Source organism: Bradyrhizobium brasilense, from assembly GCF_029714345.1.
Lineage (GTDB): Bacteria > Pseudomonadota > Alphaproteobacteria > Rhizobiales > Xanthobacteraceae > Bradyrhizobium > Bradyrhizobium australafricanum.
On sequence record NZ_CP121669.1, the window covers coordinates 916,665 to 939,319 of the forward strand.

Consider the following 22,655-nt stretch of genomic DNA (forward strand, 5'->3'; position numbering starts at 1 on the left):
TCGGATATCCTTCGCGCAGGCGCGATGATCATCGTGTTCGTGATTTTCCTTGGCACGCTGCACGTCATCCATCGGCGTCCGGCTGAGCAGCCAGTATCCGACGCTCCCTCTGCCTCCACTCCCGATGACCTCTCGGCCGAGCTGCTCCGCTGCGCCGAGCTTGGACCCCAGGATGCCGAAGATCCGCACTGCCAGGCGGTTTGGAAGGAGAACCGCGCGCGCTTCTTCGGCAGGCCGGCGCGGCCACGTCTGCCGCAAGCCGCGCCGGCCACTCAGCCGATGACGGCTGTTCCAAAGGGAGAGAAGCCGTGAACAACGTCGGCGTTATCGACACCTTCCTCAATACGTTCACGACCTACATTGATTCGGGTTTCGGCCTGATCAAGGGCGAGGTCACGTATCTGTCGTCGACGTTGATCGTCATCGACATCACGCTCGCCGGCCTGTTCTGGGCCTGGGGCGCAGATGAGGACATCCTGCAGCGGCTGGTGAAGAAGACCCTCTACATCGGCTTCTTCGCCTTCATCATCACCAACTTCACCAAGCTCTCATCCATCATCTTCAATAGCTTCGCAGGCCTCGGCCTGAAGGCCGGCGGCTCGTCGATCTCGACCGCGGATTTCCTTCGTCCCGGCAGGCTCGCACAGGTTGGGCTCGACGCTGGGCAGCCCCTGCTGGACGCAGCAAGCCAGATGATGGGCTTCACTAGCTTCTTTGCGAACTTCGTCCAGATTGCCGTTCTGATGGTGTCCTGGCTCTTGGTGCTGATCGCCTTTTTCATTCTGGCTGTGCAGCTGTTCGTCACGCTGATCGAGTTTAAGCTGACGACGCTTGCCGGCTTCATCCTCATTCCCTTCGCGCTCTTCAACAAGACGGCCTTTCTCGCGGAGAAGGTGCTCGGCAATGTCGTTGCCTCCGGCGTGAAGGTCATGGTGCTCGCCGTCATCGTCGGCATCGGCACCGGGCTCTTCTCCCAGTTTACCACCACCTATGCCGGCGGCCAGCCGACCATCGAGCAGGCGCTCTCTGTCGTGCTGGCAGCGATCGCCATGCTCGGCCTCGGCATCTTCGGTCCCGGCATCGCGACCGGTCTTGTCTCGGGGGCGCCGCAGCTTGGCGCGGGCGCTGCCGTCGGTGCGGGTCTGGCTGTTGCGGGTACAGCGATGGTCGGCGGCGCGGCGCTCGGTTTGGCCGGAAGGGGAGCGATGGCAGCTAGCTCCGGTGCCGCGGCTGCCGCGCGTGGTGGTGCGGCGATGGCGGGCGGTGTGTCCTCGGCCTACAGCCTCGCCTCAGCCGGTCGGTCCGTCGCTGGCGGCGTTGCGTCCGGTCTCGGCGGCGCGGGCCGCGCGGCGGCCGGCGCCGTCGCCGCTCCCGCCAGGCGCGCCGCTTCGCAAGCGGCAGGGGCAATGAGGGAGAGCTTCACCTCCGGTGCCCGTGCCGGCATCGCCAACACAGGCGGCTCCTCGACCATGGGGACCATTGGGAGTGGCGAGGCCGCGAACGATGGACCTGCATCTGAAGCAGCGAGCGAGAGCGGCCCGCCCGCCTGGGCCCAGCGCGTCAAGCGCAATCAGACCGTCATTCACGGCGCGCAGACCGCCGCGCAAGCCCTCAAATCCGGCGACAGCCACGGTGGCGGTCATTCCGTCGACCTCTCGGGAGGAGAATAATCAATGTCAGTCTTTCGGCGATCGTCCGTCCGCTACGGCCGTACACCCGAACCCGAAACCCCCTACCAGCGCGCAGCCCAGGTTTGGGACGAACGCATCGGCTCCGCGCGCGTGCAGGCGAAGAACTGGCGGCTCATGGCCTTTGGTTCGTTGATCCTCTCGTGCGGCCTCGCCGGCGGGATCGTCTGGCAATCCACGCACGGCACCGTCGTTCCCTGGGTGGTGCAGGTCGACAAGCTCGGCGAGGCGCAAGCCGTGGCGCCCGCGACCACCGACTACAGGCCAAACGACCCGCAGATTGCCTGGTATCTCGCCCACTTCATCCAGATCGTGCGCTCGCTTCCGGCCGACCCGATCATCGTGCGGCACAACTGGCTGCAAGCTTATGATTTCACGACCACGGCCGGCGCGGCGGCGCTGAACGACTACGCCCGCGCCAATGACCCCTTCGCCAATCTCGGCAAGCAGCAGGTCGCCATCGACGTCTCCAGCGTCATTCGCGCCTCGCCCGACAGTTTTCGCGTGGCCTGGGTCGAGCACCGCTATCAAGACGGGGCGCTCGCCGGCACCACCCGTTGGACCGCGATTCTCACCATCGCAATTCAGCCGCCCACCGACGCTGATCGGCTGCGCAAGAATCCGCTCGGCATCTACGTCAACGCCATCAACTGGTCAAAGGAGCTGGGACAATGAACCCGCCGATTTTATCGAAAGCCGGCGGTTCGGCTTCGCGTTTCTTCATCGTTCACCAAAGCCGGAAAGACAGCGATACGTGCTTTCGTAGATCCGGCTTTGCACCTTTGCTGATGGTCGCGTTGGCGCTTGGCGGCTGCGCGCATAATTTCATCCCGCCCGACATTAACTACGATAGCGCCGAACCTGCGACACTCACCGTCGATCCGCCACCTCCCGTCAAGATCGTGGAGCTACCAAAACCGCTGCCGCTGCCCGGGCAATTGAAACCGCTCGCCGCCGGCAAACACGTCCCGGAAGCCGCTGACCCGAAGGTTCGCGTCAAACAGGCCAACGCCGCGGCACGCGTGCAGCCGGTCCGTAACGGCTTCATCAACGCGGTACAGGTCTATCCCTTCTCCAGCGGAGCTCTCTACCAGGTCTATACGGCGCCCGGCCAGATCACCGACGTGGCTCTTCAGGAGGGCGAGCGACTCGTTGGCTCCGGACCGGTGGCCGCCGGCGACACCTTGCGCTGGATCATCGGCGATACCGAGAGCGGAGCGGGCGCGACCAGGAAGATCCACATCCTGGTCAAGCCGACTCGGCCGGAATTGGTCACTAATCTCGTGATCAACACCGATCGGCGGACCTATCTCCTCGAGCTCCGCTCGACGGAGAAGACCTACATGGCCTCGGTTTCCTGGCAGTATCCCGAGGATCAACTGATAGCACTTCGGCGGCAGAATGCGGCGGCTGAAACCGCGGCCCCCATCGCGGCCGGCGTCGATCTTGCCTCAATCAACTTCCGCTACGCGATCGAGGGCGATGATCCGGCCTGGCGTCCGCTGCGCGCCTTTGACGACGGCAACAAGGTCTACATCGAATTCCCCAGCGGTATCGCGCAAGGCGAAATGCCGCCGCTGTTCGTCATCGGTCCGGCCGGCGGTTCCGAACTAGTGAACTACCGAGCGAACCGCAATTACTACGTCGTCGACCGTCTGTTCGCCGCCGCCGAATTGCGTCTTGGCGACAAGGACAGCGAACGGCGCGTGCGTATTGTCCGCACCGACGGAAGGCCGCGCTCATGGCGATAGGCAGCGAAGATGAACTTCAGAGCGACATCCCGCCCGTCGCGCCGCCAGACCTTCGGCTCCGAGGCGAGCGGCCCCGTGTTACACGGCTCTCGCGCAAGGTCCTTATCGGCCTCGGCGCGGTGTCCGCCCTCGTAGTCGCGGGAGCGCTTGGTTACGCCCTGCAGCCCGGCAACAAGCCGCAGAGCGGGCAAGAATTGCTCAGCACCCAGAATCGGCCTTCGGCCGAGGGCCTCGCCGGGTTGCCAAAGGACTATACCGGCCTGCCGCGCCAGGCGCCTCCGCTCGGGCCACCACTGCCTGGCGATCTCGGCAAGCCGATCCTCAACGCAGGCGCCGCACCGAACGCCGTGATCCCTGGAACGACGCCTGATCCGGAGACACAGCACAGGGCCCAGGAAGTTGAGGCGGCGCGGGTCAGCCGTCTCTTTGCCCAAACCCTTCAGCAACCGCAAAGCGTCGGCCAACCAATCCCGAATGCCTCCGCTGGCGCCACGCCGACCCCGGCTGCGACACCACCCGTCGATGCCGGATCCGCCCAGAACATGCAGGACCGCAAGACGGCCTTCCTCAATGCTGCGACGGACAAGCGCACCGTCAGTCTGGACCGGCTCGAAACCAAGGCCTCACCTTACGTCGTGCAGGCCGGCACCGTGATTCCGGCTGCACTTATCACGGGCATTCGGTCAGATCTGCCCGGTCAAGTCACCGCCCAGGTGACCGAGGCGGTCTATGATAGCCCGTCCGGCAAATATCTTCTGATCCCCCAGGGCGCGAAGCTGATTGGCCAATACGACAGCTCCGTCGCGTTCGGCCAGAGCCGAATCCTCCTGGTCTGGACCCGCATCATCATGCCCGACGGCAACTCGATGGTGCTGGAGCGCCAGCCTGGTGCAGACACTGGTGGATATGCCGGACTCGAGGATGAGGTCGACAACCACTGGGGCATGCTGTTCAAGGCCGCCGTCCTCTCGACCCTGCTCAGCGTCGGAGCCGAGGCGGGCACGAGCCAGGACGAGAACAACCTAGTTCAGGCGATTCGCAGTGGCGCGTCCAACAGCATCAGCCAGACCGGACAGCAAATCGTGCAACGCCAGCTCAACATCCAGCCGACGCTGACCATCCGGCCGGGTTTCCCGGTGCGGGTCATCGTTACGCGGGATTTGGTGTTGGCTCCGTACGGCAAGGGAGGAACGCCATGACGAAGCTCAAGCTTGGGCCGCTTGAAGACGACAAGCCGGTCAAGCTCACGATCGAACTGCCGGCGGTGGTCTATAGGGATCTCAAAGCTTACGCTGAAATACTGATGCGTAGCGGAGGTGCGACGACGCCGACTGAGCCTGCCAAATTAGTAGCGCCGATGATCGAGCGTTTCATGGCAACCGACCGCGCCTTTGCCAAGGCACGACGAAACGCTGCTCAGTCTGCACTTGGTTCAGTGGAGAGATCCGGATAGCGCTCACGAAGCAGGTCGAGAAACGGACGCACTAATGGATTACCGTTGGGCTGCCGCCAATAGACGCGGAAGCTCAGCCGCGTCGGCCCCTCGGCATCATGCACCTCCCGGAAGGTGACACCCGGATAGACTGCGCCAGTCGCACTTTCCAGTGCGAGCAGAATACCCCAGTCCACGCCTACCAAGGAAAGAAGCCGGTCGAGCCCCACGTCATGGCGATGCAGCTTACAAGGATCGGAAAATCCTAATTTGCTGATGAGAAGCTTGAAGAGTTCCGGTCCCGGGCCACGCTGTGACATCAAAAGCGGTTCGCGCCTCAGTTCGCCCCAGTGAACTACGTCACGGCCTGTCAGCGGATGGTTCGCGGGGAGGGCGGCAACGACACGCTCGCTCCAGAGCAACAATGATCTGCCACCCCAATTCGGACTGGGCTCGGCCACGACGGCGACATCAATAGCAGAGCTGGCGAGGTCCGAGATCAAATGCTCGCTCGCTCCGTCGACAAATTGTCTATCGACATCGGGAAAGCGGTGCCGGTGCTCAAGGAGAGTGGCCCGGAGATTGCCGGCTGACAGGGAGGTGTGGATGCCGATGGTCAACCGACCACTCTCGCCACGCGAGCGGGTCTTGAGGCGAGCGGTCATTGCTTCCGCTTCGCCTATGACGCGCCGGGCATCCTTGAGGAATTCTTGACCTTCCATGGTTGGTCGCGTGCCACCGTTAGTGCGCTCGAAGAGCTTGCTGCCCAACGTGTGTTCGAGACTTCGCAGGCAGCGACTGAGCGTTGACTGCTTGATTCTGAGCGTGTCTGCTGCTTGACGCAGGCTTCGATGCTGGGACGCAGCGATCGCCCAGCGTAGATCTCGAAATTCCACAGGCACTGGCCGAAACCCTATGGCAAGCTCTGCGTGACCAAACGTCATCTTGAATGCGTCACTCCATTTGTTTGCTCGCCTTCAGCATCCTCCAATTCAGCCCTGAATTGGTCACCGAATGCCTCCATGAAGTTGTGTCGGTCGGCTTACCAAACAAATCGAAGATAACTACGATGTGTGCCAAGAATTGTGACTATTTTTAGTTGTGCAGGATGGCTCGCGCGTGGCCGTTGCTTGGCCAGATGACGCGCCGCTATCTCCGCGCCTTTACGTGCTCAGCACATATCATATTTGGGATTACGAAGGATCGCTCCAGTCGAGGTAAACGCAGCTGCTCATGGCCAATCCACTGCGCACAAATGTTTGAGAGAGTTGACGCTTTGTAACCTCTAAGCGCTCCTCTTACGGTGGCGACAGCGCCCGTCCAATGCATATCGCGGACCTGCGTCCGTGCTATTGGTCATCACTCACCCCCATGCCGCGAACGCGCTCCGATTGTGATCCGAGCCCGACGAGCGCCGGGAGTTCCTTACGTCATCCATCGAAGAATCGGAACACTTCATCAAACTATTCGATGAATGTTTGGTCGATGCTAGAACTGGCTCCCTGATCGAGGACGTAATTATCGGATAGGTGATAGCGAAAACCGAGAGTGAACCGTACTGCTGAGTGACAGAAATGCGCGCGAACGAAGGACTGCTCCAATCGCTTTCATCGTCGCCTCCTAATTATTAGATCGTGATTTACGTTCTCGTTTTCGCCTTGTTGATCTAACCCGGTAACTGAATTCACCGCGCTCGACGCCCCGCTGATCAGGCCAACGGCTAGCCGGACAGAGCGCCGCGTTCCACCGCCGAGGTTGCCGGTTCGAGTCCGGCGGCCACTACCACTTTGAAGAACTGGCCGAGCGGCAAGGCACCTTCATTGCTAAAAAGGCATGACCTTCGGGGCTGGCGAGTTCGACTCTCGCGCTCTCCGCCATTTTGTATGTTCTGACAAATTGCCGCCGTTCGTGCCTCCCCCCGGAGGAAAGTTCGCGTTGGTTTTTGCAATTAGGTCAAACGGTTGACGGAACTTCGGCGTGACTTCGCCGCGCTTCCATGAGCAGTTCGAGAGTACGATTTTCAGCAAACGGCGCTTTTCGTCCGCAGATTCATTTTCGAACAGTATTTTCGCGTCTTTTGCGAGTTCGAGAATTAAAACACCCGGATCGACGTAGGAGCGGTCTGCGGAGCGATGCACGTCAATCTCACGGGCGTACCGATCTTGCTCGGCGCGCCACTTCGCAACTTGGGTGTCGAAGAGAGCGGCATCGATATGGCCATCGAGCTTGTCCGCATACATCGCATGTAGGCGATTTTCGATCCGGTCATGCTCCGCCTGGAGCCGCTCCATAGCTTCCCGGTGGGCCTTCTGCTGGTCGGCGTGGCTTAGAAGGAGCGACTGCCGGACCCAATCAAATACCGCGTCCGCCATTCCAATCTGATCGATGGCATCGGCCAGCTTTTCCTGCAGCACTTCCTCGCGAACATACTTTTCCGGGCATTTTCCTTTGAAGCCGGTGCAGTGATAATAGACGTAGCGCTCGCTGCTGCCGCCGAGGCCGACCCGACGTTTGTGAAGAAGGAAGATGGGTTTCTTGCCCGGCTGCGGGCCGTCAAGCGCATCACGGAAGAAGATCAAACGTCATGGTGGTGATGCTGGACATTTTTCTGTTTTGCTTCGAAGGCGCGATCCTCATGATCAAGCTGTTCGGCGCCGACATGTATGCCGAACTTGCCGCGGCCGAAGAACTCGTGCACCGAAACGAATTGGTGCAGGAATTGGCGATAGTTCTCAACGTAGACAGCACAAGCCCGGATGACGTTGCGGCCGAGCCTCCGCCTGAAACCGCCGCACCGGCCGAAGTGCCCACGATCGAGGGGGACACATCGGCGTCGGTGGCGGAAGCCGCGACGCCATCCGAACAAGCAACACCGTCGGAGAGCGAGCCCACGATCAAACGCGACCGTGGCCGGCCACGTGGGGCGAAGAACAGGCCGCGGCCACCGGAGCCCCCGTCCGCGGTTCCGGTTTGATGCAAGGTTTGGTTGAGGCTTTAAGAGGAAATGTGGTCTAGCTCTTCGTCGGTGCCGAAAACGCGCTGCGCCTCAGGTATGAGCGCGAGTTCGCGGCCCGGTGCCGTGGATTCCTCCCGAAGACGAGCGGCGCGCTGATTGAGAATGGCTGTCGCGAGCTTGGCAAGCTTTCCGAGCCGCAACTTGACCACGTCTTCGGCAAGCTCGGCGACGCCGGTTATCACGATCTCGAGCGCTTCCTTGGTGCCAGAAATCCTAGATGCGTGCATGTGCCGCTCGTATTGATAGACGAGTTCCTTGATCTCGTCCTCCAACTCCGCCGCACTCCAGTTCTCCGCCACGATCTTCCGGACCCAACGCCGCAGGCTACGGACCAGGTGCTGCGTGCGCTCTTCCTGACGGAAACCGAGGACGTCCTCCCAGGGCGCGCGAATATCGAGCTGCGGAAGCTCCTTGAGCACAACGCACCACACCGGATGCGACCGCTTGGCGGGTGGGAGGTTTTCATATTGCCGCCCCACGATCGCGACATTCTCGCACCCCGCGGCGCGGAGCATCGCGACGTTGCGGCGCATGAGCAGGTTCTCGTAAAGCATCTTGCGCGTCTTGATCTTCGGATCGTTCCAGCCGACGCGGGATCGCGGATGCCAGCCGTTCTGGGCATCGAAGTCGCCGATATCGGGCTGGCCGATATATTTCATGTCGCCGGGCTCTTCATCACCCCAGGGGTTGCCGACGCGGATCAGGCGCCGGTGCAGCGCGGCCGCCGCGCCGGTCGTATGCGCCGCGATGAAAGCCTCGCCGGAATCATAACCGAGTTCTTTCGGCGTAAAGAGCAATCGTTGCTCGGCAAGATAACGTAAGGTGGCTGTTTCCGCGTTCTCGGCGTACCCGCCCACCAGCTCACACGTCACGTCCAGATCGTGGGTGAGGTAGATCCGATCGAAGAGAAGCGCGACCCTTTTTGCCACGCTTTCGAGAGGCCATGCCGCGTCGCCGTGCTCGGTGTCGGGAAACCAATCCAGGCTATAGGCGAGGTTCGGCGATATCACGCCCACGCGCAGCGTCTTGAGATCGGTGGCTGCGTTACCGGCGGTCATTTTTTGGCGAGCCGCTGAAGGGCCTTGGCTTCGGCATTGGTGAGCCGCAACAATACCTGCGGCGGATGAAAGCGGTCCCGGATTTCCCGGAGTTCTTCAATCGTGATCGGGCCGACCCGCTTGGCGGCCGCCAGCAGGATTGCGACCGCCTCTTGCGCGCCGTGAAAATATTCCATGAAGGAGGCATGGTCGAGGCCGGCACCCTGTCGATGTTTCTGCCAGATCGTGCGCGGATGCGCGCGGTTGACGTCGGTGATGGTGGCGACCCCGACCACGGCCGCCGTGGGTCGGGTCGCGTAAATCCAGAGCCGCGTGCCATTGGCGAGTTCAGGTATCCGGCGCCGCAATTCAATGGTCTTGGTCCCGTCCAGGATCGCATCCGCATAACCGGGATGGATTGAAATGATTGCGTCGCTTGCGTCAGGCACTTGACCATCCACGATCGAGAATCGCTGCCAACGGGGCATTGGGCAGCGGGGTTGTTGTTTGAAGATTCGACGATCCGGCGGCGCCGAGTTGCCTGAGTGTATCGAGTGCGACGGGATTCGGGAATCGAATTAGGCTGTCAAACGACGTCGCCAGCACGTCGGACGACGTCGTCAAGGGCTCCAGATCCTCCACCACGGCCCGTTGCAGAAGCTCATCGGAAACGCGCTCCTTGGGCACAATGGTCGCATCCACGATCCGGCCGCCTGCCACAATGGCGCCACGGCCCCCGGAGCGCTTGGACTCGTAGAAAAGGATCGGGACGCCGGGCCGCATCAGCGGGGCGGTGCGCGGGCTATTGAAATAGGTGCGAAGCCCGACAAAGGCTGCATTGGGGCGGCCGAACATGTAGAGTTGATCGGCCGTGCCGAGCAGGTCGTCGGCAAATGACTTTGCGATGGGCACAATGACGCCATCCCGCCCCGGCCAGGCGATCAAGGTCGGCGCAAGCGCCGCTTCGAGCGCCGCCAGTTGAACCGTGACATTGCTTCCATCCGGGCCGCGCACGGAAAGGCCGGATTCAACCGTGGCGGCCGTTGGCACGGCTTCGGGGAGGGCAAGTCCGGTTCGACGGCGTGTCTGCCGTGCGATGGCGGTCCAGGTGGTGGGGGTAAGAGGCCGTCCTAATGCGACCTTGATCAAGATGTCGGAGTTGGCCGCGGGCAAAAAGCCGCGCAGCTTGGCGGCCCGGTTGACGGTCGACTGTCCTGGGATGGCCCGAAGCTCAATCGTGATTGGGCCAGAATGGCAGGATTCACGGATTGCTTCGTCGAGGAGATGCTCGGCGAAGGTCTCGCAGGACACATGATCGGGGCGCACATGAACCAGCATGCGGGCAGGCGCATCGACGCTCGCCGGTGCCCGGTAAATCCCCACAGCGACGATGTCCCCATCCTCGAAGATTCCGTGCGCGCTTGCCCGCTGCAAGGCAGCCGCCGAGGGAAGATATTCGGCGACCAGCGCATCGCCGACGTTCTGCGAGGCAAGATAGGCTTTTGCTTCAGCGGTCGTGGCAGCCTTGGTTTCGCACTTGGTCCCCTTGAGCGGGCCATGCTCTCGGTTCGGTTCGTCCGCCGGCAATAGCTCCACGAACTCGTCCAGCCCTGCGATATCAACGCCAATGAGCTTGAGCAGATCGTCGCGGGCGTTCAGCAGGGCCTTGTCGCTGGTGATGTAACCGGACGCCCGTATCAGGGCCGCTTCGGCAAGGTGCCGCGCATCGCTGAGCGCCTGACGCGTCCCGGCTTGCGCGTGGTTCGCATCAACGAACACGGTCTTGTGGATCGCGGCTGCCAGCGGCGCCACGTCTTCCTTCGGGAAGGCCGGCAGCTTGGGCAGTTGCCGCGCAAGTTTCAGGGGCGCGTCGTTTGATGGGTCTCTCGAGGTGCGTTCGAGCTCGACGATGAATTCCGGTGCGACCGCCAGGCGAACCAGATGCGCAAGCCCCGCTCCAAAAAGACGGTTGGCGATGGCCGACCTCGCCCGTTCTTTGATCAGATCGAACAGGACGTTGAGATCGATGATGTACAAGGGCGCCTCAAAGGCACTGCGCGGGCGAAGGCCGAGATTCACGGCGCCGTGACCCGAGACGGCTGGCGGGGCCATCAACGTGAAAAAATTCGCCGTATCGAGCTCCCGTGAACGGAGCGCGATCTTGCGCTGCCGGGCCTGGCCGCCGTCGCGAATATGCCGGGCAACGAAACCGCGACTTTCGTAGAAGGCTTGGGCATCCGCGAGGTCGGAGGCGACTGCCGCGGTTACCGCAATATAACCGCGGCTCTCTAGGTGCGAGACGAGCCCGCCGACCAGCGCCGAGGCAACACCGCTGCGCCGGTGCTCGGGACTGACCGCGACAGCCTGTATGCGCGCATTGGGGAAGACGCCGCTGAACAAAATGAACCCGGCAAAGTGCGACGTGCCGTTCTCGCGCGCCACCATCGCCCATAGTCGCTTCTGTGCGATGGCATCGCGATATGCCGCCTCCGGCAAGAACCCGAGCGCTTCCTTTGCACTGTCGGCCAGGGCACGAATGGCTGCGAGATACTGCAATAATGCGGATGGATCGGTCTCCGTGCGATAAACAAAGCGAGACGTCGGCTTCTGCGCTATACCATCATGGCTCATCAGCAATTACTCGGGCGGCAATAAGGTCATCGGGCAGGTCTATGCGCTGCATCTTCTGCAAATCTGACTCAACCAGAAGTAGGAGTATAGAGCATATTATTCCAGAATCCCTCGGAAATATCGAACATGTCCTACCTCGCGGGGTGGTCTGCGATACCTGCAACAACTATTTCGCGCGCAAAGTGGAAGGGCCCTTGCTGGCGACATCCTGGTTTCGCCATGCCCGTTCCCGGCAATGGGTCCCGAACAAGCGTGGCCTGATCCCACCCATGGGCGGCCTTGTGCCGGAAGCCCGCATGAACGCTGATGTGTGGCTGGATGGGGACAGCCTCACCCTCGGAGGACGCAACGAAAGGGAGCATCGCGCTCTCGCCGAGGCCATCCAAACGGGCCGCGTCCGGTCGGTTTTTATCCCGATCATCGAGGCAATCGACCAGCGCCTGATGTCCCGCTTTTTGGCGAAGGTCGCCCTTGAGGTTCTTGTCGAGCGCGTTATCCGCGTCCAAGGCTGGAACGAAGAAATCGTGGATAAGGCGGCTCTCGATCCGCTTCGGCATTTCGCCCGGATCGGCGACCGCCCGGAGAAATGGCCGTTCTCCCGCCGCCGGATTTATCACGAGGAAGATGTGCAGCATGAGGGCGACGCCGGTTATCAGGTCCTCCATGAATTTACGATCCTGTGCGAGCCGTTGCTCGAGCCCGGCCACCTCGAACTCTATGCCGTTGTGTGCATCTTTGGGGAGGAGTTTGCGATCAATATGGGAGAGCCGGAGATCGCCAGTTATGAACGCTGGCTAAAGGCGCATGATGGAAAGAGCCCGCTCTACACCTCCGACACCTTGCCGGTGCCTCCGGTGTTCGGCTGATGCGTAACGCTGCAACTCTTTGGGCAAGGCTCCAACGAAGGCGTTCAGGATGAGCGGGAATGATCAAGGCGACATGCTGTCCGGTATCAGCGACGTTTCCCTGATGAAATTCTTGCTGGAGGACCTCCACGATGACCTCCTGGGCAAGGTGCAGCGCTTTCGCTACCTGCACGATCTCGGCGAACAAAATGGCCGTCGCACCATGTTGTTCGGCGGTCACGTCACGCATAACGCCTGGATTGAGGCCCGCTCTTCGTTCGTCCACGGGAACTACGTGGCGACGGTTCTACTTTGCCAGAGCCTCATCGAGAATTTGTTGGCCGCGTTCCTGCATGGAGGGCTGCTGGACGAGTTGCCGCCACGCATCCAATTTGACGAGACGCTGAAGCGCTGCAAGGCCGCCGGCATTCTCACCGACGAGGAGGTGAAAGAGCTGAAAGAACTTGTCGCCCTTCGGAACCCGCTGACGCACTTCAGGAACGTCGACGATGATCGAAACCTTGACCGGCGCTCGATCGCGACCGGTCGATACACGAGCGACATCCTGAGCAAGGACGCGTGGTGTGCCATCACGCTTGCATCCCGCATGATGGGAAAGCCGCAGTTTCGTCTCTACGACCATCCAGATAGCCTTCGTACGAAGAGCTAAATCCGTTGTCAGTCGCCGCCGCTGCGTTTGCGTGTTTCGAGAGCAGCGCGGCGCATTTCTTCCCGTCGGTCCGGGCGTTCCTTCAGCAGATCGTTAAAGATTGCGCCGCGGAAGCACACGACCGCGACCTGCTCGATATCGGTGATCGGATCATGACCGTACGTCGCAAGATACTGTTGGTACTCATCCGATTCGTGAACGTCCGGTGCGCGGCCATGAATCACGCTGCCGCGGAGCTTCAATAGCAGTCGCCGTCGCTCCTTATCAAAGTCCGTGCCACAATAGCGACTCGTGCCCTCGATCACGGATTGGGTCGCTCGGCCGGGTTTCGGGTCGCTGAAAATGGAATCCAACGCCATGAACATCAACGGGAAGCTTTCGTGCTAAGGCAACGGCCACGCGCGATAGAAGTATTCGAGCGCGCGGCAATGTTTGACGTCGGCCTTGTCTTCCGAGACGATCTTCTGCGCCAGTAGGGTCAGCCAAGGATGATCGCCAGCCTGAACCGTAGCATCATGCATCAGTGGCACCCCGCGTGACGAGAGCGTGCAGCGGCCGCCGAAGTTGTGCCGCCCGCTGAATAGCTTGCGTTCATAGCGCGGCAGGGTAAGCGCGAGCGCGCCGAGGATAGTGGCCTTCCGCCGTTCGGCCAGCTCGACCGTGGGCGCACGTACACCAAGCCAGGAACTGACCTGCTCCTTTCCATGCCCTTCCATGAACGGAGGGAATTTGTCCGGAGAAAGCTTGTTACCTGGATGAAATCCAAGCCGTTCATGAGTAATCGCGGCAGGTTGCAGGAAGCAAAAAGCTGCCGATTCAAAAATCCTGTTCAACGCGAACGGGTACCAACGGGTAAAGCGTGAGTTCAGTCGATGGGGTGAACATTGGGGACCCGGCCAGGAGCCCCGCCATCACATTCTTGGTCTGCCACGAAACAAACTGGGCGAAGTTGCCGGGCACCTCCGCAAACATCACCTCGTTACCAAAGGGCCAGAAATTCTCAACGATGAAGCTGGTGAGCATCCTCTGGATGTCTTGCACCGCCATTTGCCGCAGATGCGCCGGCCCGTTGGCCCGTACAAACAGCGCCGCTGCCAAAATGGCTTGACGGTCGTAGAAAATCTCGATGCCCAAACGGCGCTCGAAAATAGCAGCGCCAATCGGTCGGTAGAAGAACGCAGACCGCAGCCCGTAGGTGCCCGGCCGTTTCGAGATCGACGCGAGCAGGCGTTCGACCGCCTCGCGGCTTATCGCTTCGGTTAGTGCCGTCGCTTGGCTTTCATCCATGTAGGTTATTGTTTGTGATTCATGTCGGGTTGAAAAGGGCGTGTCCTTTGGCGACGGTATGTGTTGCCGCTGCCTCCGGAAGCTCACCTGGCCGAGCCGAGGACGTGCGGAGGCACACCCATTTTGTATTTGATCGGACAGGCGGGGTTTCGCTCTCCTTCCGGGATCACGGTCATCTCCATCAGACCGGGGATCGCCGCGTGATCGACCGCCCACATGACCAGAACGTCTTCGGCAAGGACGAAAAGATTGTGGACACCGATCCGCATGTCCTCGACGATGAAAAGCGGCCCGTACTCGGTCGTGCCGCCCTCGTCGCGTCGCCAGTCGGGCGCCGCGAGCATGCCGTCCGGCTCGAAGTGAAAGTTCTGGATGACGAGATCGTCATTGTGCCCGCCGGGAGGCTCCACCGCGTTCCGCATCCGGACAAAGGGCTCAATGCAGGCGGGAAGCTGTTTCAGGTAACGGATATGATCGGGCTGCGCCTGGAAGTTCGCCTCGGCATACTCGATCACGGACGGGCGCGGCTTTTTCTGCATCGTCCATTCGCTGGCTTCCTCGAAGCTGGTCCCGAACAGAAGGTTGAAGACCTGAAGCAGATCGCGCAGTAAGTTCTTCGCCTCATAGAGATAGTTTCGGCATTCTTCCTCGAGCTGCATGACTTGGGGCAACGGCACGAAAACGGCGTTCTTGCCGCGCGGCCTGTACGAGGCCGCCAATTTCTCCGTTTCCGTGCAAAGCTTTTCTTTGATTTGCGAGAGGCGTAGCAGCTTCGGCGTGAGCTCGTTCAGATAAAGGCTCTGGATCCTCTCGGCCTTCTCCTTCGCGATCGCGCAGTTCTGCAAGATCTCGAAATTCTGCAGGGTGAGGCGCGCGACGATAGGTCAGTCACTCCCTGATCGAGCTTCTGGCGACGATAAAAGGCAACATGCGCGGGCCTCTTCGTGCTTTTACGCCTTATAGCAGAGGCTTTTCGGCGCGTCCGCTTCCGCGGAGCAGGCTTTCGTGAACCGGGCCGCGAAGGCGTCCCGGCCATCCGGCTTCAATCCTTCGCGCAAGGGGTTCGGTGAGCGGCAAGCCGCTCGCGTTCATCTGTTGAGTCGCTAAGGGCTGCCGGCCCTTGCGCGGGCAAGGCATCCAGACGCTCGCGCCGCCTCCCCACGTATCCCGCAAGGGCGGGGCCTTCGTGCGGACCCTCGGCGCTCCGCGTCCGGAGCCTCCTTGCCCTTGCTACCTCCGGATTTCGTCAACGGGCAGGGGTGCAGCAGCCGCTGCACCCACAAAGCAAGGAGGCGAAGATGACACTACTTACCGATAGACAGCGCGAGCGGATGCTCGCGAACGGTTGCGCTCGCGAAGCCGACCTTTTGACCGGCGATGAAACCACCGACTTCGTGCCCGTCGTGAAACTGTTCTGCCCGTGGGGCGCGGCGACATGGCTGCTCAGCGAGCTCGATCCCGAAAACCCGGATATCGCGTTTGGGCTTTGCGACCTCGGCGTAGGCTGCCCCGAGCTTGGAAACGTCAGCCTCAGTGAGTTGGAAAGCATTCGCTCTCCCGGTGGGCTTGGCGTCGAACGCGATCTCCACTTTTACGCCGATAAGACGCTTTTCGCATACGCCGACGAAGCCAAGCGCCTCGGGCACATCAACGTGCGAGGGAGGTGAGCATGCGACATTCCCTGACACGCCGCGATGTCTATCAAACGATCACGAATCAGATCATCGCCGAACTGGAACGCGGCGTTCGTCCGTGGATCAAACCGTGGAGCGCCAGTCCCGAAAGACTCGTTCGATGGACAGATTCCGATCCGTAGGGTCGCTCCGGTCAGCCCGCCATGGGTGCTGCGGAGGCGTGTGGTTCGCGCGAGCTCTCGGACGATTTCAATCAGGGACCCAACCTTACCTTTGGGGAAAATCCGCGGGTCAAGGGCGGCGTCGACGCGCTAGGTGGCCTTGGGCTGGGCGCCCTGGGCGGCCTCGCAACGATCGGGGAACGCCTGTTCGATGGCTTTCTTGGCGCCAGTCCCACACCGAAGCGGCAATCCGACGCGCCTCTATCGAAGTCCTCAGAATCTCCGAAGCCGGAGAACCCGTTTGTTCGAGTCGCTGAGGCCGCCGGGACGGAGGCCGAGCGGGAAGCAGAGCACCAGCGCGACCGACAGTATTGCGACGATCGCGCGCGAGGGCGATGGGATTGAACGTGGATTTGGGCCAAGAGGGGCGCCGCTCAAATCCCATGAAAATCGCGAGCCCCGAGGACCGCGGAAGGGGATGGTTCAAGGAGGCCAAGGCATCCGGCGTGGGCGCCGCAGACATTCCGCGGCCTGGTCTGATCTTTTTCGCCACTATGCGGCGAAACTGGCCGCGGTTGAATGCTGTGTCTCGTCCGGGGAACGACAGGCCGCGATTCAAGCAAGCTTGCAGGAGAGAAATGCCGCCCTCGAGGCGCTGGCAAGGGAGCGTCTGTTCCATCGACCGGATTCGGGTCACATCGCGCGAGCCGCTGCTTCAATGATGATTCGCTTTCTCGTCGGCGTTCCTTTCCTTAGGGCGCCCGGACAAGACTTCAACGGGGGTGGTGACATTGATGACACATAATTGCGGATAGCGTTGACGGGCGAGGGGCACGACTGCCCGAGAGCCGTGCGCGACGACAACTATACCGCGATCGAGGTGCTCTTCGACTGACCGCAGGAGTCCCGTAGAAGCGCCCATGCGCTTGTCAATGCAGGGCGAACTTTACCAACGCTCACTAACGTTGGAATTCCTCAACACCGATAGATTCGTGATCCTCGCCGATGGAAGGAGGCCTGGTGATGATCCGGCGGACGAAATGAAAACAGGGATCGGACTGCAACTGTGCGCGAGCAAAATCGATCAGCGTGTCCTCGCCCGCACCGCTGGGGTCGAGATCAGGTGGTCGCACGCAGAGGTCATGAGCTTGCACCGCCTCCTTGAGGAGGGGCCGGCTCCTCAAGGCGAATTGCGACCGCACGACAAAATCCGCGCTGGAATGTTCCTGAACAAAGAGGGACAGAGCATCGACGCTGTAGTCTTCGGAGAGCATCGGCGCGAAGACCGCTTCCAGCGTTTTCTTCACGTCGAGTCGGCCTTCGGTGGGAACGCGATCGGTCAGGGGTATGTGGAAGCGGTAGCGATCGAAGACGTAAGGATAGCCCCATCGCACGAGATGGGTGGTCTCAATCTCGTCGAGGGGCTGCGTAAACACCGCTGAAATTCGTCCTGACTCAGGGATGCCCGGAAGCGATCGAATTCCTCGACGATGTGCGAGGCAAAGCCGAGCAGAGTGGGGATCGGATTCGCAGGAACCAGTGCGAAGAAGCCGCCCACTAGATCGATCTTCAAGGGGCCGATCGGGCATGGAAGCCAAGCCCCCACTAACGTGCGGAGCGCACGCTCCAAATCCTCGACCGAACATCCCTCCCTTAGCTGGAACGGCGGCTTGAACGTCGCGTGGAAGCCATACGGCTTGCCGCGGTGGTCGGGGTGCCGCTACCAGGCCCGCGGCCCCGAGTTCAACCTGAGCCCTGGACGAGCCTCCAGCAAACGCATCGCGTCCGAGCCAAGCTCTCGCCGTCACCGTCAGCGGGTGTTCCGGTGCCGGCGTGTAGCAGATCGCGTAGCGGGGCGAGGAGAATTCGGGCATTACGCGACAGGCTCCGCCGCTGTAGCATTGCGCCGAGACTTGTGAACAGACGACTGGTCCACCTCGAACAAACGGTCGGCCACAGCCTCGCGCACCTCCTCATCATGGAAAATGCCGACGATGGCAGCCTCCCTCGCCTTAGCCTCGTTGATCAACTCGACCACGCTCCGGCGGTTGGCAGCGTCGAGCGAGGCTGTCGGTTCATCGAGAAGTAGGACTGGGTAGTCGACCATGAAGCCGCGCGCGATGTTGACGCGCTGCTGCTCGCCCCCCGAGAAGGTAGCGGGCGCCAGCGACCAGAGCCGCTTGGGGATGTTGAGGCGAGCGAGCAGCGCCTTCGCCTTCGCATGTGCTTCATCCGCCGGAATGCCAATGGTGATTGCTGGTTCGGTGACGATGTCGATGGTGGCGACGCGAGGGATGACGCGGAGAAATTGGCTGACATAGCCGACCGTGCGGCGCCTTACTTCCACCACTTCCCAGGGCTCGGCGCTGACGAGGTCGATCGATTCGTCGCCGTGTTGCACGACGATGTGGCCGGCGTCGGGCTTGTAGTTGGCATACAGCGAGCGTAGCAACGTCGACTTGCCGGCCCCGGAGGGGCCGTGCAGGCAGACGCACTCTCCCGCGCGGACCTCGAGTGAGATGTCGTCGAAGACGGCGATCTCTGCGCCGCCCTGGGTATGAAGTGCGAAGGTCTTGGAAAGGCCGTCAACGCTGACGAGGATGGTCATGACCGGTTCCCTTCCTTAGACCTGCAGCACGGAGGAGACGAGCAATTGCGTATAGGGGTGGTGAGGATCATCGAGCACTTGGTCGGTGAGTCCCTCCTCGATTACGCGGCCGCGCTGCATCACCATCAACCGGTCGGCGAGCAGACGCGCCACGCCGATATCGTGGGTGACGACAACAACGGCAATGCCAAGTTCGCGGACGAGGCCGCGCAGCAGATCAAGGAGCTTTGCCTGGACGGACACATCGAGGCCGCCGGTCGGCTCGTCCATCAGCACAAGGCGTGGGTGGGTAGCGAGCCCCCGGGCGATCTGAAGCCGCTGTTGCATGCCGCCGGAGAAGATCTCGGGCAGGTCGTCGATGCGCCGCTCCTCGATATCGACCTTCTCAAGCCATTCCAGCGCTGTCGCGCGTAAGGAGCCGTAGTGGCGGCCGCCGGCGGCCATCAGAGGCTCGGCGATATTGCCGCCGGCGCTGATATCGAGGCGCAATCCGTCCCGCGGGTTCTGATGAATGAGTGAGACCGTCGTCGGCAAGAATTGCTCACGCGAGGCTTCGTCCATCGTCCAGAGATCGACGATATGATCACCGGAGGCGATTAGCACGTTGCCCTCATCCGGCCAGATGCGGCCCGCAAGGCAGCGGAGCAGTGTTGACTTGCCCGAGCCGCTCTCTCCGACGATACCGAGAACCTCGCCCTGACGCAGCGAGAACGATACCGCGCTGCAAGCTGGAACGCGCCCGAAGCTCTTGGAGAGACGCGCTACCCGTAGGATTTCCCTCGCTCTCGGTCTCATGTGTTAGTCCTTTCGCCGAGCCGCTCGGCGCAATAAGCGGTATCCGAGCAGACAAAGGCCCGCCTACCGCCATCGTCGAGGAGGATTTCGTCGAGATAGCTGTCCTGCGCGCCGCAAACCGAACAACACGCCTCAAAGCGCTGCACCGTGAAGGGGTAGTCGGCGAAATCGAGGCTTTTGACCTCGGTGAAAGGCGGGATGGCATGGATACGCCGCTCCCGGCCGGCGCCGAAGAGGGCGAGCGCCCGGCTGCGGTGAAGCTTTGGATTATCGAATTTCGGGATCGGCGATGGCGAAGCAAGATAACGCCCGTTGACCACGACCGGATAATCGCTCGACATGGCGATGTGGCCAAGCCGAGAAATATCCTCGTAGAGACGCACGTACATTACGCCGTAGCGCGCAAAGGCATGGATCTTCCGCGCAACCGCTTCCTCCGTAATAAAGCGGCGCAAAGGCTCTGGCTGCGGTTGCTGGAAGACGATGATCTGATCTTCGGAAAGTGCCCGCTCGGGAATCCGGTGGCGGGTCTGGATGATCGTCGCCTCGCCGGTGCGCTCAGTCGTGGCGACAGCGGAGACCTCGGCAAAGAACCGCCGTATGGAGACGGCATTAGTAGTGTCATCGGCGCCCTGGTCAATCACCTTCAGCCGGTCGTCCCGGCCGAGAAGACTTGCCGTCACCTGGAGGCCGCCGGTGCCCCAGCCGGGGGGAAGCGGCATCTCGCGGCTACCGAACGGCACTTGGTAGCCGGGAACGGCCACCGCCTTAAGGATCGCCCGCCGGATCATCCGTTTCGTCATCTCATCGAGATAGGCGAAGCTGTAGACGTCGTCGTCGTCAAATGCGAGGTCAGTCTCCACCCTGCGCCTCCGTGATCGGGGCCAACCCGGCGACGGGTTTGAGGCCGGGGTCTGCATGCCGTTCCGCGTAGTCCGCCCGCATCTGGCCGAGCAACTGCAGCTCGGCCTGAAAATCGACGTAGTGGGGCAGCTTCAGGTGCTGCACCAAGCCAGAGGCCGCAACGCTGTCGGAATGGGAGAGGACGAATTCGTCATCCTGTGCCGGGTAAGCGACCGGCTCGCCCAGTTCGGCTGATCGCAGCGCCCGGTCGAGCATCGCCATCGAGATCGCCTTGCGTTCGCCATGGCCGAACACGAGGCCATAGCCCCGCGTATAACGTGGGGGCAGCGAGCCGTCGCAGGTGGTCAGATGTACTGTCTGGCATTCGGTCAGACGGATGGCGCCGATGCCGACCGATATGTTGAGTTCGGGGATGGGTAGGACAACCGTCACGTCACCGTAGCGCAGTTCGGCGATGAAGGGATGGCTGCGCCCATAGCCGCGCATGGTCGAATAGCAGAGCCCCATCAGGAAGCCCTCGTCCCCGCGTGCGAGAGCTTGCAGGCGCTCATCCCGTCTAGACGGAAACACCACGGGGTCGCGGGTGATGTCAGCGACCTTTCCTTCTTCATCCGGCCGGGCGTCTTCGACGATCTCGGCCCGAGCAAGCACGCCACATTCTCTCGTCAAGGCCGCTGCATCGGGGACGGAAGCTCGGGTGCCGCCGTCTTTTTTCTCCGCTCTCTCGCCGTCGAGATCGGACAGATCGTCACTTCCCGCTTCTCCCATCAGGGCAACATCGAGGATACGGTGTGTATAGTCGTAGGTCGGCCCGAGGAGCTGGCCGCCCGGCACGTCCTTGTGGGTCGTCGCGATCCGCCGGCGCACCACCATTGCCGACGTGTCAACGGGTTTGGCATGCCCGAAACGGGTGAGCGTTGTCCGGAAGGCGCGCAAGAGGTAGATCGCCTCAGTGAGATCGCCCTCGGACTGCTTGATCGCCAGCGCCGCCAACCCCGGATCGTAGAGCGAGCCCTCGCTCATCACGCGGTCAACAGCGAGCGACAATTGCTCGCGGATCTGGTCGACGCTTAGATCGGCAATCGCCGGGTTGCCGCGCCGGCGCTTGGCAAGGAGACGGTGCGAGGCGGCAATGGCGGCTTCACCGCCCTTGATCGAGGTGATCATGGGGCCTCAACCTTTGTGGAACGCGGGAGGCCGACGACGATGCGTTCGTCGGTGAGGAAGACGTCGACGCCGAGCGGATAGCGCGCGGCGTTCTCATGCCAGGCCTGCCAGAACCAGTCCGGCAGGCCGCGGGGTGCGAGGCTTGCGGTGGTCTCGATCCCAGGCCCAGAGAGGCGGACGGCGGGCCCGCCAGTGAGTGCGGGCAACTGGAGGACCAGCGTTGTGGACCGGTCGGGGTAGGCAGCCTCGCCGGGATGGAATTCAGTGAGCCCCGACAGCAGGCCGGCATCACCGATCAGGGCGATGGCTGCGGCCCTCGGATCGGCAATTTGCGGCGCGTTAGTATGAAAGTGAAGGTAGCGCCGGACCGGCTCAGTCGACAGTGCCGGGTCAAGCCAGATCGGGCAGTCGGCGTCGGCGAGCGTCAGAGCGATGGCGGCGAGCGGCCCACCCATCGGCGCCGGCGGCTGCGCAGGGTCGGGAAGAGAAACGGGGGTGCCGGGTCGTGAGAGTGCCTTCAGGAGTCGGCGGAAGGCCGACTGCGAGTCGTGAACGGGATCGCGGAAGGCGGGCGGTATCAGATCAGCCGTCATTCGCCGTTAGCCTCCCGCCCCAGCATGAAGAAATCGACCTTGCTCTGTTGAGCCTCGCGCCGGACCGCTTCCTCCTCTACGCGCACGCAACGCCTGAGCGCGGCAATGATCGCGGTGATCGTGCCAGTCCCTTTGACTTGGTCGCGTTGAATCAGCCCGTCGAATAGCGCAGCAAGTGCAGCGTGGCGCTTGTTGCGACCGAGCACATAGGCGATGCCGATCTCGCCCGTCTCGATCTGAACTGTGCAACGCGTGACCGTTGCCTCTCCAACATTGAAGACCGCGCCAGTGCGCCCAACCGCTCCCTGGAGCATGACGGCGCCATATTCCGGCCGGCGGATCCATTGAAACTTAGGACGGACGATCGCCGCCCAGTGTCGCTCCAGTTCGGAGAGCGGCGCCTTGGCGAGCAAGGTTATCCAATCCTGACGGTTGCATTGATCGCCTGGAGCGATGTGCGTCGGGGACATATCCAC

General features: G+C 61.8%; 27 protein-coding genes, 1 tRNA gene and 1 pseudogene. 13 read left to right on the plus strand and 16 right to left on the minus strand.

Going from position 1 to position 22,655, the window contains the following annotated elements; genetic code table 11:
• Window positions 1-24 precede the first annotated feature (24 nt).
• Genes trbK-alt through QA635_RS04155 form a run of 6 tightly spaced genes read left to right on the plus strand, consistent with a single transcriptional unit; the run spans window position 25 to window position 4,892 of the window.
• A complete protein-coding gene (gene trbK-alt / locus QA635_RS04130; protein ID WP_249163293.1) occupies window positions 25-312 on the plus strand; it encodes a putative entry exclusion protein TrbK-alt in 288 nt (95 codons plus the stop codon).
• Window positions 309-1,670, plus strand: coding sequence for a P-type conjugative transfer protein TrbL (gene trbL, locus QA635_RS04135; RefSeq protein ID WP_283067122.1), 1,362 nt, complete (start codon window positions 309-311; stop codon window positions 1,668-1,670). Before trbK-alt ends, trbL begins: the two co-directional genes overlap by 4 nt.
• A 3-nt stretch (window positions 1,671-1,673) precedes the next feature.
• Window positions 1,674-2,363 (plus strand): conjugal transfer protein TrbF, encoded by a 690-nt coding sequence (gene trbF / locus QA635_RS04140; RefSeq protein WP_283067124.1) that lies wholly within the window; start codon window positions 1,674-1,676, stop codon window positions 2,361-2,363.
• Window positions 2,360-3,439 (plus strand): P-type conjugative transfer protein TrbG, encoded by a 1,080-nt coding sequence (trbG, locus tag QA635_RS04145; RefSeq protein WP_283067126.1) that lies wholly within the window; start codon window positions 2,360-2,362, stop codon window positions 3,437-3,439. The genes trbF and trbG overlap by 4 nt, the downstream gene beginning before the upstream one ends.
• Window positions 3,430-4,638 carry a TraB/TrbI/VirB10 family type IV secretion system protein gene (locus tag QA635_RS04150; protein WP_283067127.1) on the plus strand — a complete coding sequence of 403 codons (1,209 nt, stop codon included), beginning with the start codon at window positions 3,430-3,432 and terminating at the stop codon, window positions 4,636-4,638. Before trbG ends, QA635_RS04150 begins: the two co-directional genes overlap by 10 nt.
• Window positions 4,635-4,892 carry a DUF2274 domain-containing protein gene (locus QA635_RS04155; protein WP_283067129.1) on the plus strand — a complete coding sequence of 86 codons (258 nt, stop codon included), beginning with the start codon at window positions 4,635-4,637 and terminating at the stop codon, window positions 4,890-4,892. The genes QA635_RS04150 and QA635_RS04155 overlap by 4 nt, the downstream gene beginning before the upstream one ends.
• On the opposite strand, the gene QA635_RS04160 is transcribed toward QA635_RS04155, so the two are convergent.
• Entirely contained in the window at window positions 4,856-5,815 is a 960-nt protein-coding gene (locus tag QA635_RS04160; protein ID WP_283067131.1) for a LysR family transcriptional regulator, read from the minus strand. The two genes, QA635_RS04155 and QA635_RS04160, sit on opposite strands and share 37 nt — an antisense overlap.
• A gap of 845 nt (window positions 5,816-6,660) precedes the next feature.
• Here QA635_RS04160 and QA635_RS04165 point away from each other — a divergent pair.
• Both QA635_RS04165 and QA635_RS04170 read left to right on the plus strand, forming a co-directional pair.
• Window positions 6,661-6,748 (plus strand) — tRNA-OTHER (locus tag QA635_RS04165).
• Window positions 6,749-7,455: 707 nt separating this feature from the next.
• A complete protein-coding gene (locus tag QA635_RS04170) occupies window positions 7,456-7,845 on the plus strand; it encodes a hypothetical protein (protein WP_283067133.1) in 390 nt (129 codons plus the stop codon).
• 20 nt (window positions 7,846-7,865) lie between these two features.
• On the opposite strand, the gene QA635_RS04175 is transcribed toward QA635_RS04170, so the two are convergent.
• From QA635_RS04175 to QA635_RS04185, 3 genes are read right to left on the minus strand one after another with little or no spacing between them, the layout of a single operon-like run.
• A complete protein-coding gene (locus tag QA635_RS04175) occupies window positions 7,866-8,945 on the minus strand; it encodes a hypothetical protein (protein ID WP_283067135.1) in 1,080 nt (359 codons plus the stop codon).
• A complete protein-coding gene (locus QA635_RS04180; protein WP_283067137.1) occupies window positions 8,942-9,373 on the minus strand; it encodes an ASCH domain-containing protein in 432 nt (143 codons plus the stop codon). Before QA635_RS04180 ends, QA635_RS04175 begins: the two co-directional genes overlap by 4 nt.
• A complete protein-coding gene (locus tag QA635_RS04185) occupies window positions 9,366-11,555 on the minus strand; it encodes a GNAT family N-acetyltransferase (protein ID WP_283067139.1) in 2,190 nt (729 codons plus the stop codon). The genes QA635_RS04180 and QA635_RS04185 overlap by 8 nt, the downstream gene beginning before the upstream one ends.
• Window positions 11,556-11,596: 41 nt before the next feature.
• On the opposite strand from QA635_RS04185, the pseudogene QA635_RS41670 reads away from it, so the two are divergent.
• From QA635_RS41670 to QA635_RS04195, 3 genes and pseudogenes are all read left to right on the plus strand, one after another.
• Window positions 11,597-11,692 (plus strand): annotated as a pseudogene (locus QA635_RS41670) (HNH endonuclease); the annotation flags it as partial.
• A 57-nt stretch (window positions 11,693-11,749) separates the two neighbouring features.
• A complete protein-coding gene (locus QA635_RS04190; protein WP_283067141.1) occupies window positions 11,750-12,421 on the plus strand; it encodes a hypothetical protein in 672 nt (223 codons plus the stop codon).
• Between the two features lie 49 nt (window positions 12,422-12,470).
• Entirely contained in the window at window positions 12,471-13,070 is a 600-nt protein-coding gene (locus QA635_RS04195; protein ID WP_283067143.1) for a hypothetical protein, read from the plus strand.
• A gap of 8 nt (window positions 13,071-13,078) precedes the next feature.
• On the opposite strand, the gene QA635_RS04200 is transcribed toward QA635_RS04195, so the two are convergent.
• The 4 genes from QA635_RS04200 to QA635_RS04215 all read right to left on the minus strand — a co-directional run bounded on the left by QA635_RS04200 (window position 13,079) and on the right by QA635_RS04215 (window position 15,202).
• On the minus strand, window positions 13,079-13,438 hold the full coding sequence (locus tag QA635_RS04200) for a hypothetical protein (protein ID WP_283067144.1): 360 nt from the start codon (window positions 13,436-13,438) through the stop codon (window positions 13,079-13,081).
• A 15-nt stretch (window positions 13,439-13,453) separates the two neighbouring features.
• On the minus strand, window positions 13,454-13,903 hold the full coding sequence (locus QA635_RS04205; RefSeq protein ID WP_283067146.1) for a hypothetical protein: 450 nt from the start codon (window positions 13,901-13,903) through the stop codon (window positions 13,454-13,456).
• Window positions 13,887-14,357, minus strand: coding sequence for a hypothetical protein (locus QA635_RS04210; protein ID WP_283067147.1), 471 nt, complete (start codon window positions 14,355-14,357; stop codon window positions 13,887-13,889). The genes QA635_RS04205 and QA635_RS04210 overlap by 17 nt, the downstream gene beginning before the upstream one ends.
• A gap of 83 nt (window positions 14,358-14,440) precedes the next feature.
• Window positions 14,441-15,202 (minus strand): hypothetical protein, encoded by a 762-nt coding sequence (locus QA635_RS04215; RefSeq protein ID WP_283067149.1) that lies wholly within the window; start codon window positions 15,200-15,202, stop codon window positions 14,441-14,443.
• 453 nt (window positions 15,203-15,655) lie between these two features.
• On the opposite strand from QA635_RS04215, the gene QA635_RS04220 reads away from it, so the two are divergent.
• Both QA635_RS04220 and QA635_RS04225 read left to right on the plus strand, forming a co-directional pair.
• Complete coding sequence (locus QA635_RS04220; RefSeq protein WP_283067151.1) at window positions 15,656-16,024, plus strand: DUF2958 domain-containing protein; 369 nt, start codon at window positions 15,656-15,658, stop codon at window positions 16,022-16,024.
• 2 nt (window positions 16,025-16,026) lie between these two features.
• Complete coding sequence (locus QA635_RS04225) at window positions 16,027-16,173, plus strand: ArdC-like ssDNA-binding domain-containing protein (RefSeq protein WP_283067153.1); 147 nt, start codon at window positions 16,027-16,029, stop codon at window positions 16,171-16,173.
• Window positions 16,174-17,111: 938 nt separating this feature from the next.
• Here QA635_RS04225 and QA635_RS04230 read toward each other — a convergent pair.
• From QA635_RS04230 to phnG, 8 genes are all read right to left on the minus strand, one after another.
• Window positions 17,112-17,588, minus strand: coding sequence for a DUF1045 domain-containing protein (locus QA635_RS04230; protein WP_283067155.1), 477 nt, complete (start codon window positions 17,586-17,588; stop codon window positions 17,112-17,114).
• Entirely contained in the window at window positions 17,492-17,782 is a 291-nt protein-coding gene (locus QA635_RS41675; protein WP_425249129.1) for a DUF1045 domain-containing protein, read from the minus strand. The genes QA635_RS04230 and QA635_RS41675 overlap by 97 nt, the downstream gene beginning before the upstream one ends.
• 243 nt (window positions 17,783-18,025) lie before the next feature.
• Window positions 18,026-18,760 carry a phosphonate C-P lyase system protein PhnL gene (gene phnL / locus QA635_RS04235; protein WP_283067157.1) on the minus strand — a complete coding sequence of 245 codons (735 nt, stop codon included), beginning with the start codon at window positions 18,758-18,760 and terminating at the stop codon, window positions 18,026-18,028.
• Window positions 18,761-18,775: 15 nt separating this feature from the next.
• Window positions 18,776-19,555 carry a phosphonate C-P lyase system protein PhnK gene (gene phnK, locus QA635_RS04240; protein WP_283067159.1) on the minus strand — a complete coding sequence of 260 codons (780 nt, stop codon included), beginning with the start codon at window positions 19,553-19,555 and terminating at the stop codon, window positions 18,776-18,778.
• Window positions 19,552-20,358, minus strand: coding sequence for an alpha-D-ribose 1-methylphosphonate 5-phosphate C-P-lyase PhnJ (locus tag QA635_RS04245; RefSeq protein WP_283071470.1), 807 nt, complete (start codon window positions 20,356-20,358; stop codon window positions 19,552-19,554). The genes phnK and QA635_RS04245 overlap by 4 nt, the downstream gene beginning before the upstream one ends.
• A gap of 49 nt (window positions 20,359-20,407) precedes the next feature.
• Window positions 20,408-21,586: a carbon-phosphorus lyase complex subunit gene (locus QA635_RS04250; protein WP_283067161.1), complete on the minus strand. Its 1,179-nt coding sequence runs from the start codon at window positions 21,584-21,586 to the stop codon at window positions 20,408-20,410.
• Window positions 21,583-22,179, minus strand: coding sequence for a phosphonate C-P lyase system protein PhnH (gene phnH / locus QA635_RS04255; protein ID WP_283067163.1), 597 nt, complete (start codon window positions 22,177-22,179; stop codon window positions 21,583-21,585). The genes QA635_RS04250 and phnH overlap by 4 nt, the downstream gene beginning before the upstream one ends.
• Window positions 22,176-22,592 carry a phosphonate C-P lyase system protein PhnG gene (gene phnG, locus QA635_RS04260; RefSeq protein ID WP_283067165.1) on the minus strand — a complete coding sequence of 139 codons (417 nt, stop codon included), beginning with the start codon at window positions 22,590-22,592 and terminating at the stop codon, window positions 22,176-22,178. Before phnG ends, phnH begins: the two co-directional genes overlap by 4 nt.
• Between the last annotated feature and the right edge of the window lie 63 nt (window positions 22,593-22,655).

What these genes read in the sequence shown, in the direction of transcription:
- trbK-alt (WP_249163293.1), top strand. Translation starts at nt 25, where the DNA reads ATGATCATCGTGTTCGTGATTTTCCTTGGCACGCTGCACGTCATCCAT.
- trbF (WP_283067124.1), top strand. Translation starts at nt 1,674, where the DNA reads ATGTCAGTCTTTCGGCGATCGTCCGTCCGCTACGGCCGTACACCCGAA.
- trbG (WP_283067126.1), top strand. Translation starts at nt 2,360, where the DNA reads ATGAACCCGCCGATTTTATCGAAAGCCGGCGGTTCGGCTTCGCGTTTC.
- QA635_RS04150 (WP_283067127.1), top strand. Translation starts at nt 3,430, where the DNA reads ATGGCGATAGGCAGCGAAGATGAACTTCAGAGCGACATCCCGCCCGTC.
- QA635_RS04155 (WP_283067129.1), top strand. Translation starts at nt 4,635, where the DNA reads ATGACGAAGCTCAAGCTTGGGCCGCTTGAAGACGACAAGCCGGTCAAG.
- QA635_RS04160 (WP_283067131.1), bottom strand. Translation starts at nt 5,815, where the DNA reads ATGACGTTTGGTCACGCAGAGCTTGCCATAGGGTTTCGGCCAGTGCCT.
- QA635_RS04170 (WP_283067133.1), top strand. Translation starts at nt 7,456, where the DNA reads ATGGTGGTGATGCTGGACATTTTTCTGTTTTGCTTCGAAGGCGCGATC.
- QA635_RS04175 (WP_283067135.1), bottom strand. Translation starts at nt 8,945, where the DNA reads ATGACCGCCGGTAACGCAGCCACCGATCTCAAGACGCTGCGCGTGGGC.
- QA635_RS04185 (WP_283067139.1), bottom strand. Translation starts at nt 11,555, where the DNA reads ATGAGCCATGATGGTATAGCGCAGAAGCCGACGTCTCGCTTTGTTTAT.
- QA635_RS04195 (WP_283067143.1), top strand. Translation starts at nt 12,471, where the DNA reads ATGAGCGGGAATGATCAAGGCGACATGCTGTCCGGTATCAGCGACGTT.
- QA635_RS04210 (WP_283067147.1), bottom strand. Translation starts at nt 14,357, where the DNA reads ATGGATGAAAGCCAAGCGACGGCACTAACCGAAGCGATAAGCCGCGAG.
- QA635_RS04220 (WP_283067151.1), top strand. Translation starts at nt 15,656, where the DNA reads ATGACACTACTTACCGATAGACAGCGCGAGCGGATGCTCGCGAACGGT.
- QA635_RS04225 (WP_283067153.1), top strand. Translation starts at nt 16,027, where the DNA reads ATGCGACATTCCCTGACACGCCGCGATGTCTATCAAACGATCACGAAT.
- phnL (WP_283067157.1), bottom strand. Translation starts at nt 18,760, where the DNA reads ATGACCATCCTCGTCAGCGTTGACGGCCTTTCCAAGACCTTCGCACTT.
- phnK (WP_283067159.1), bottom strand. Translation starts at nt 19,555, where the DNA reads ATGAGACCGAGAGCGAGGGAAATCCTACGGGTAGCGCGTCTCTCCAAG.
- QA635_RS04245 (WP_283071470.1), bottom strand. Translation starts at nt 20,358, where the DNA reads ATGACGAAACGGATGATCCGGCGGGCGATCCTTAAGGCGGTGGCCGTT.
- QA635_RS04250 (WP_283067161.1), bottom strand. Translation starts at nt 21,586, where the DNA reads ATGATCACCTCGATCAAGGGCGGTGAAGCCGCCATTGCCGCCTCGCAC.
- phnH (WP_283067163.1), bottom strand. Translation starts at nt 22,179, where the DNA reads ATGACGGCTGATCTGATACCGCCCGCCTTCCGCGATCCCGTTCACGAC.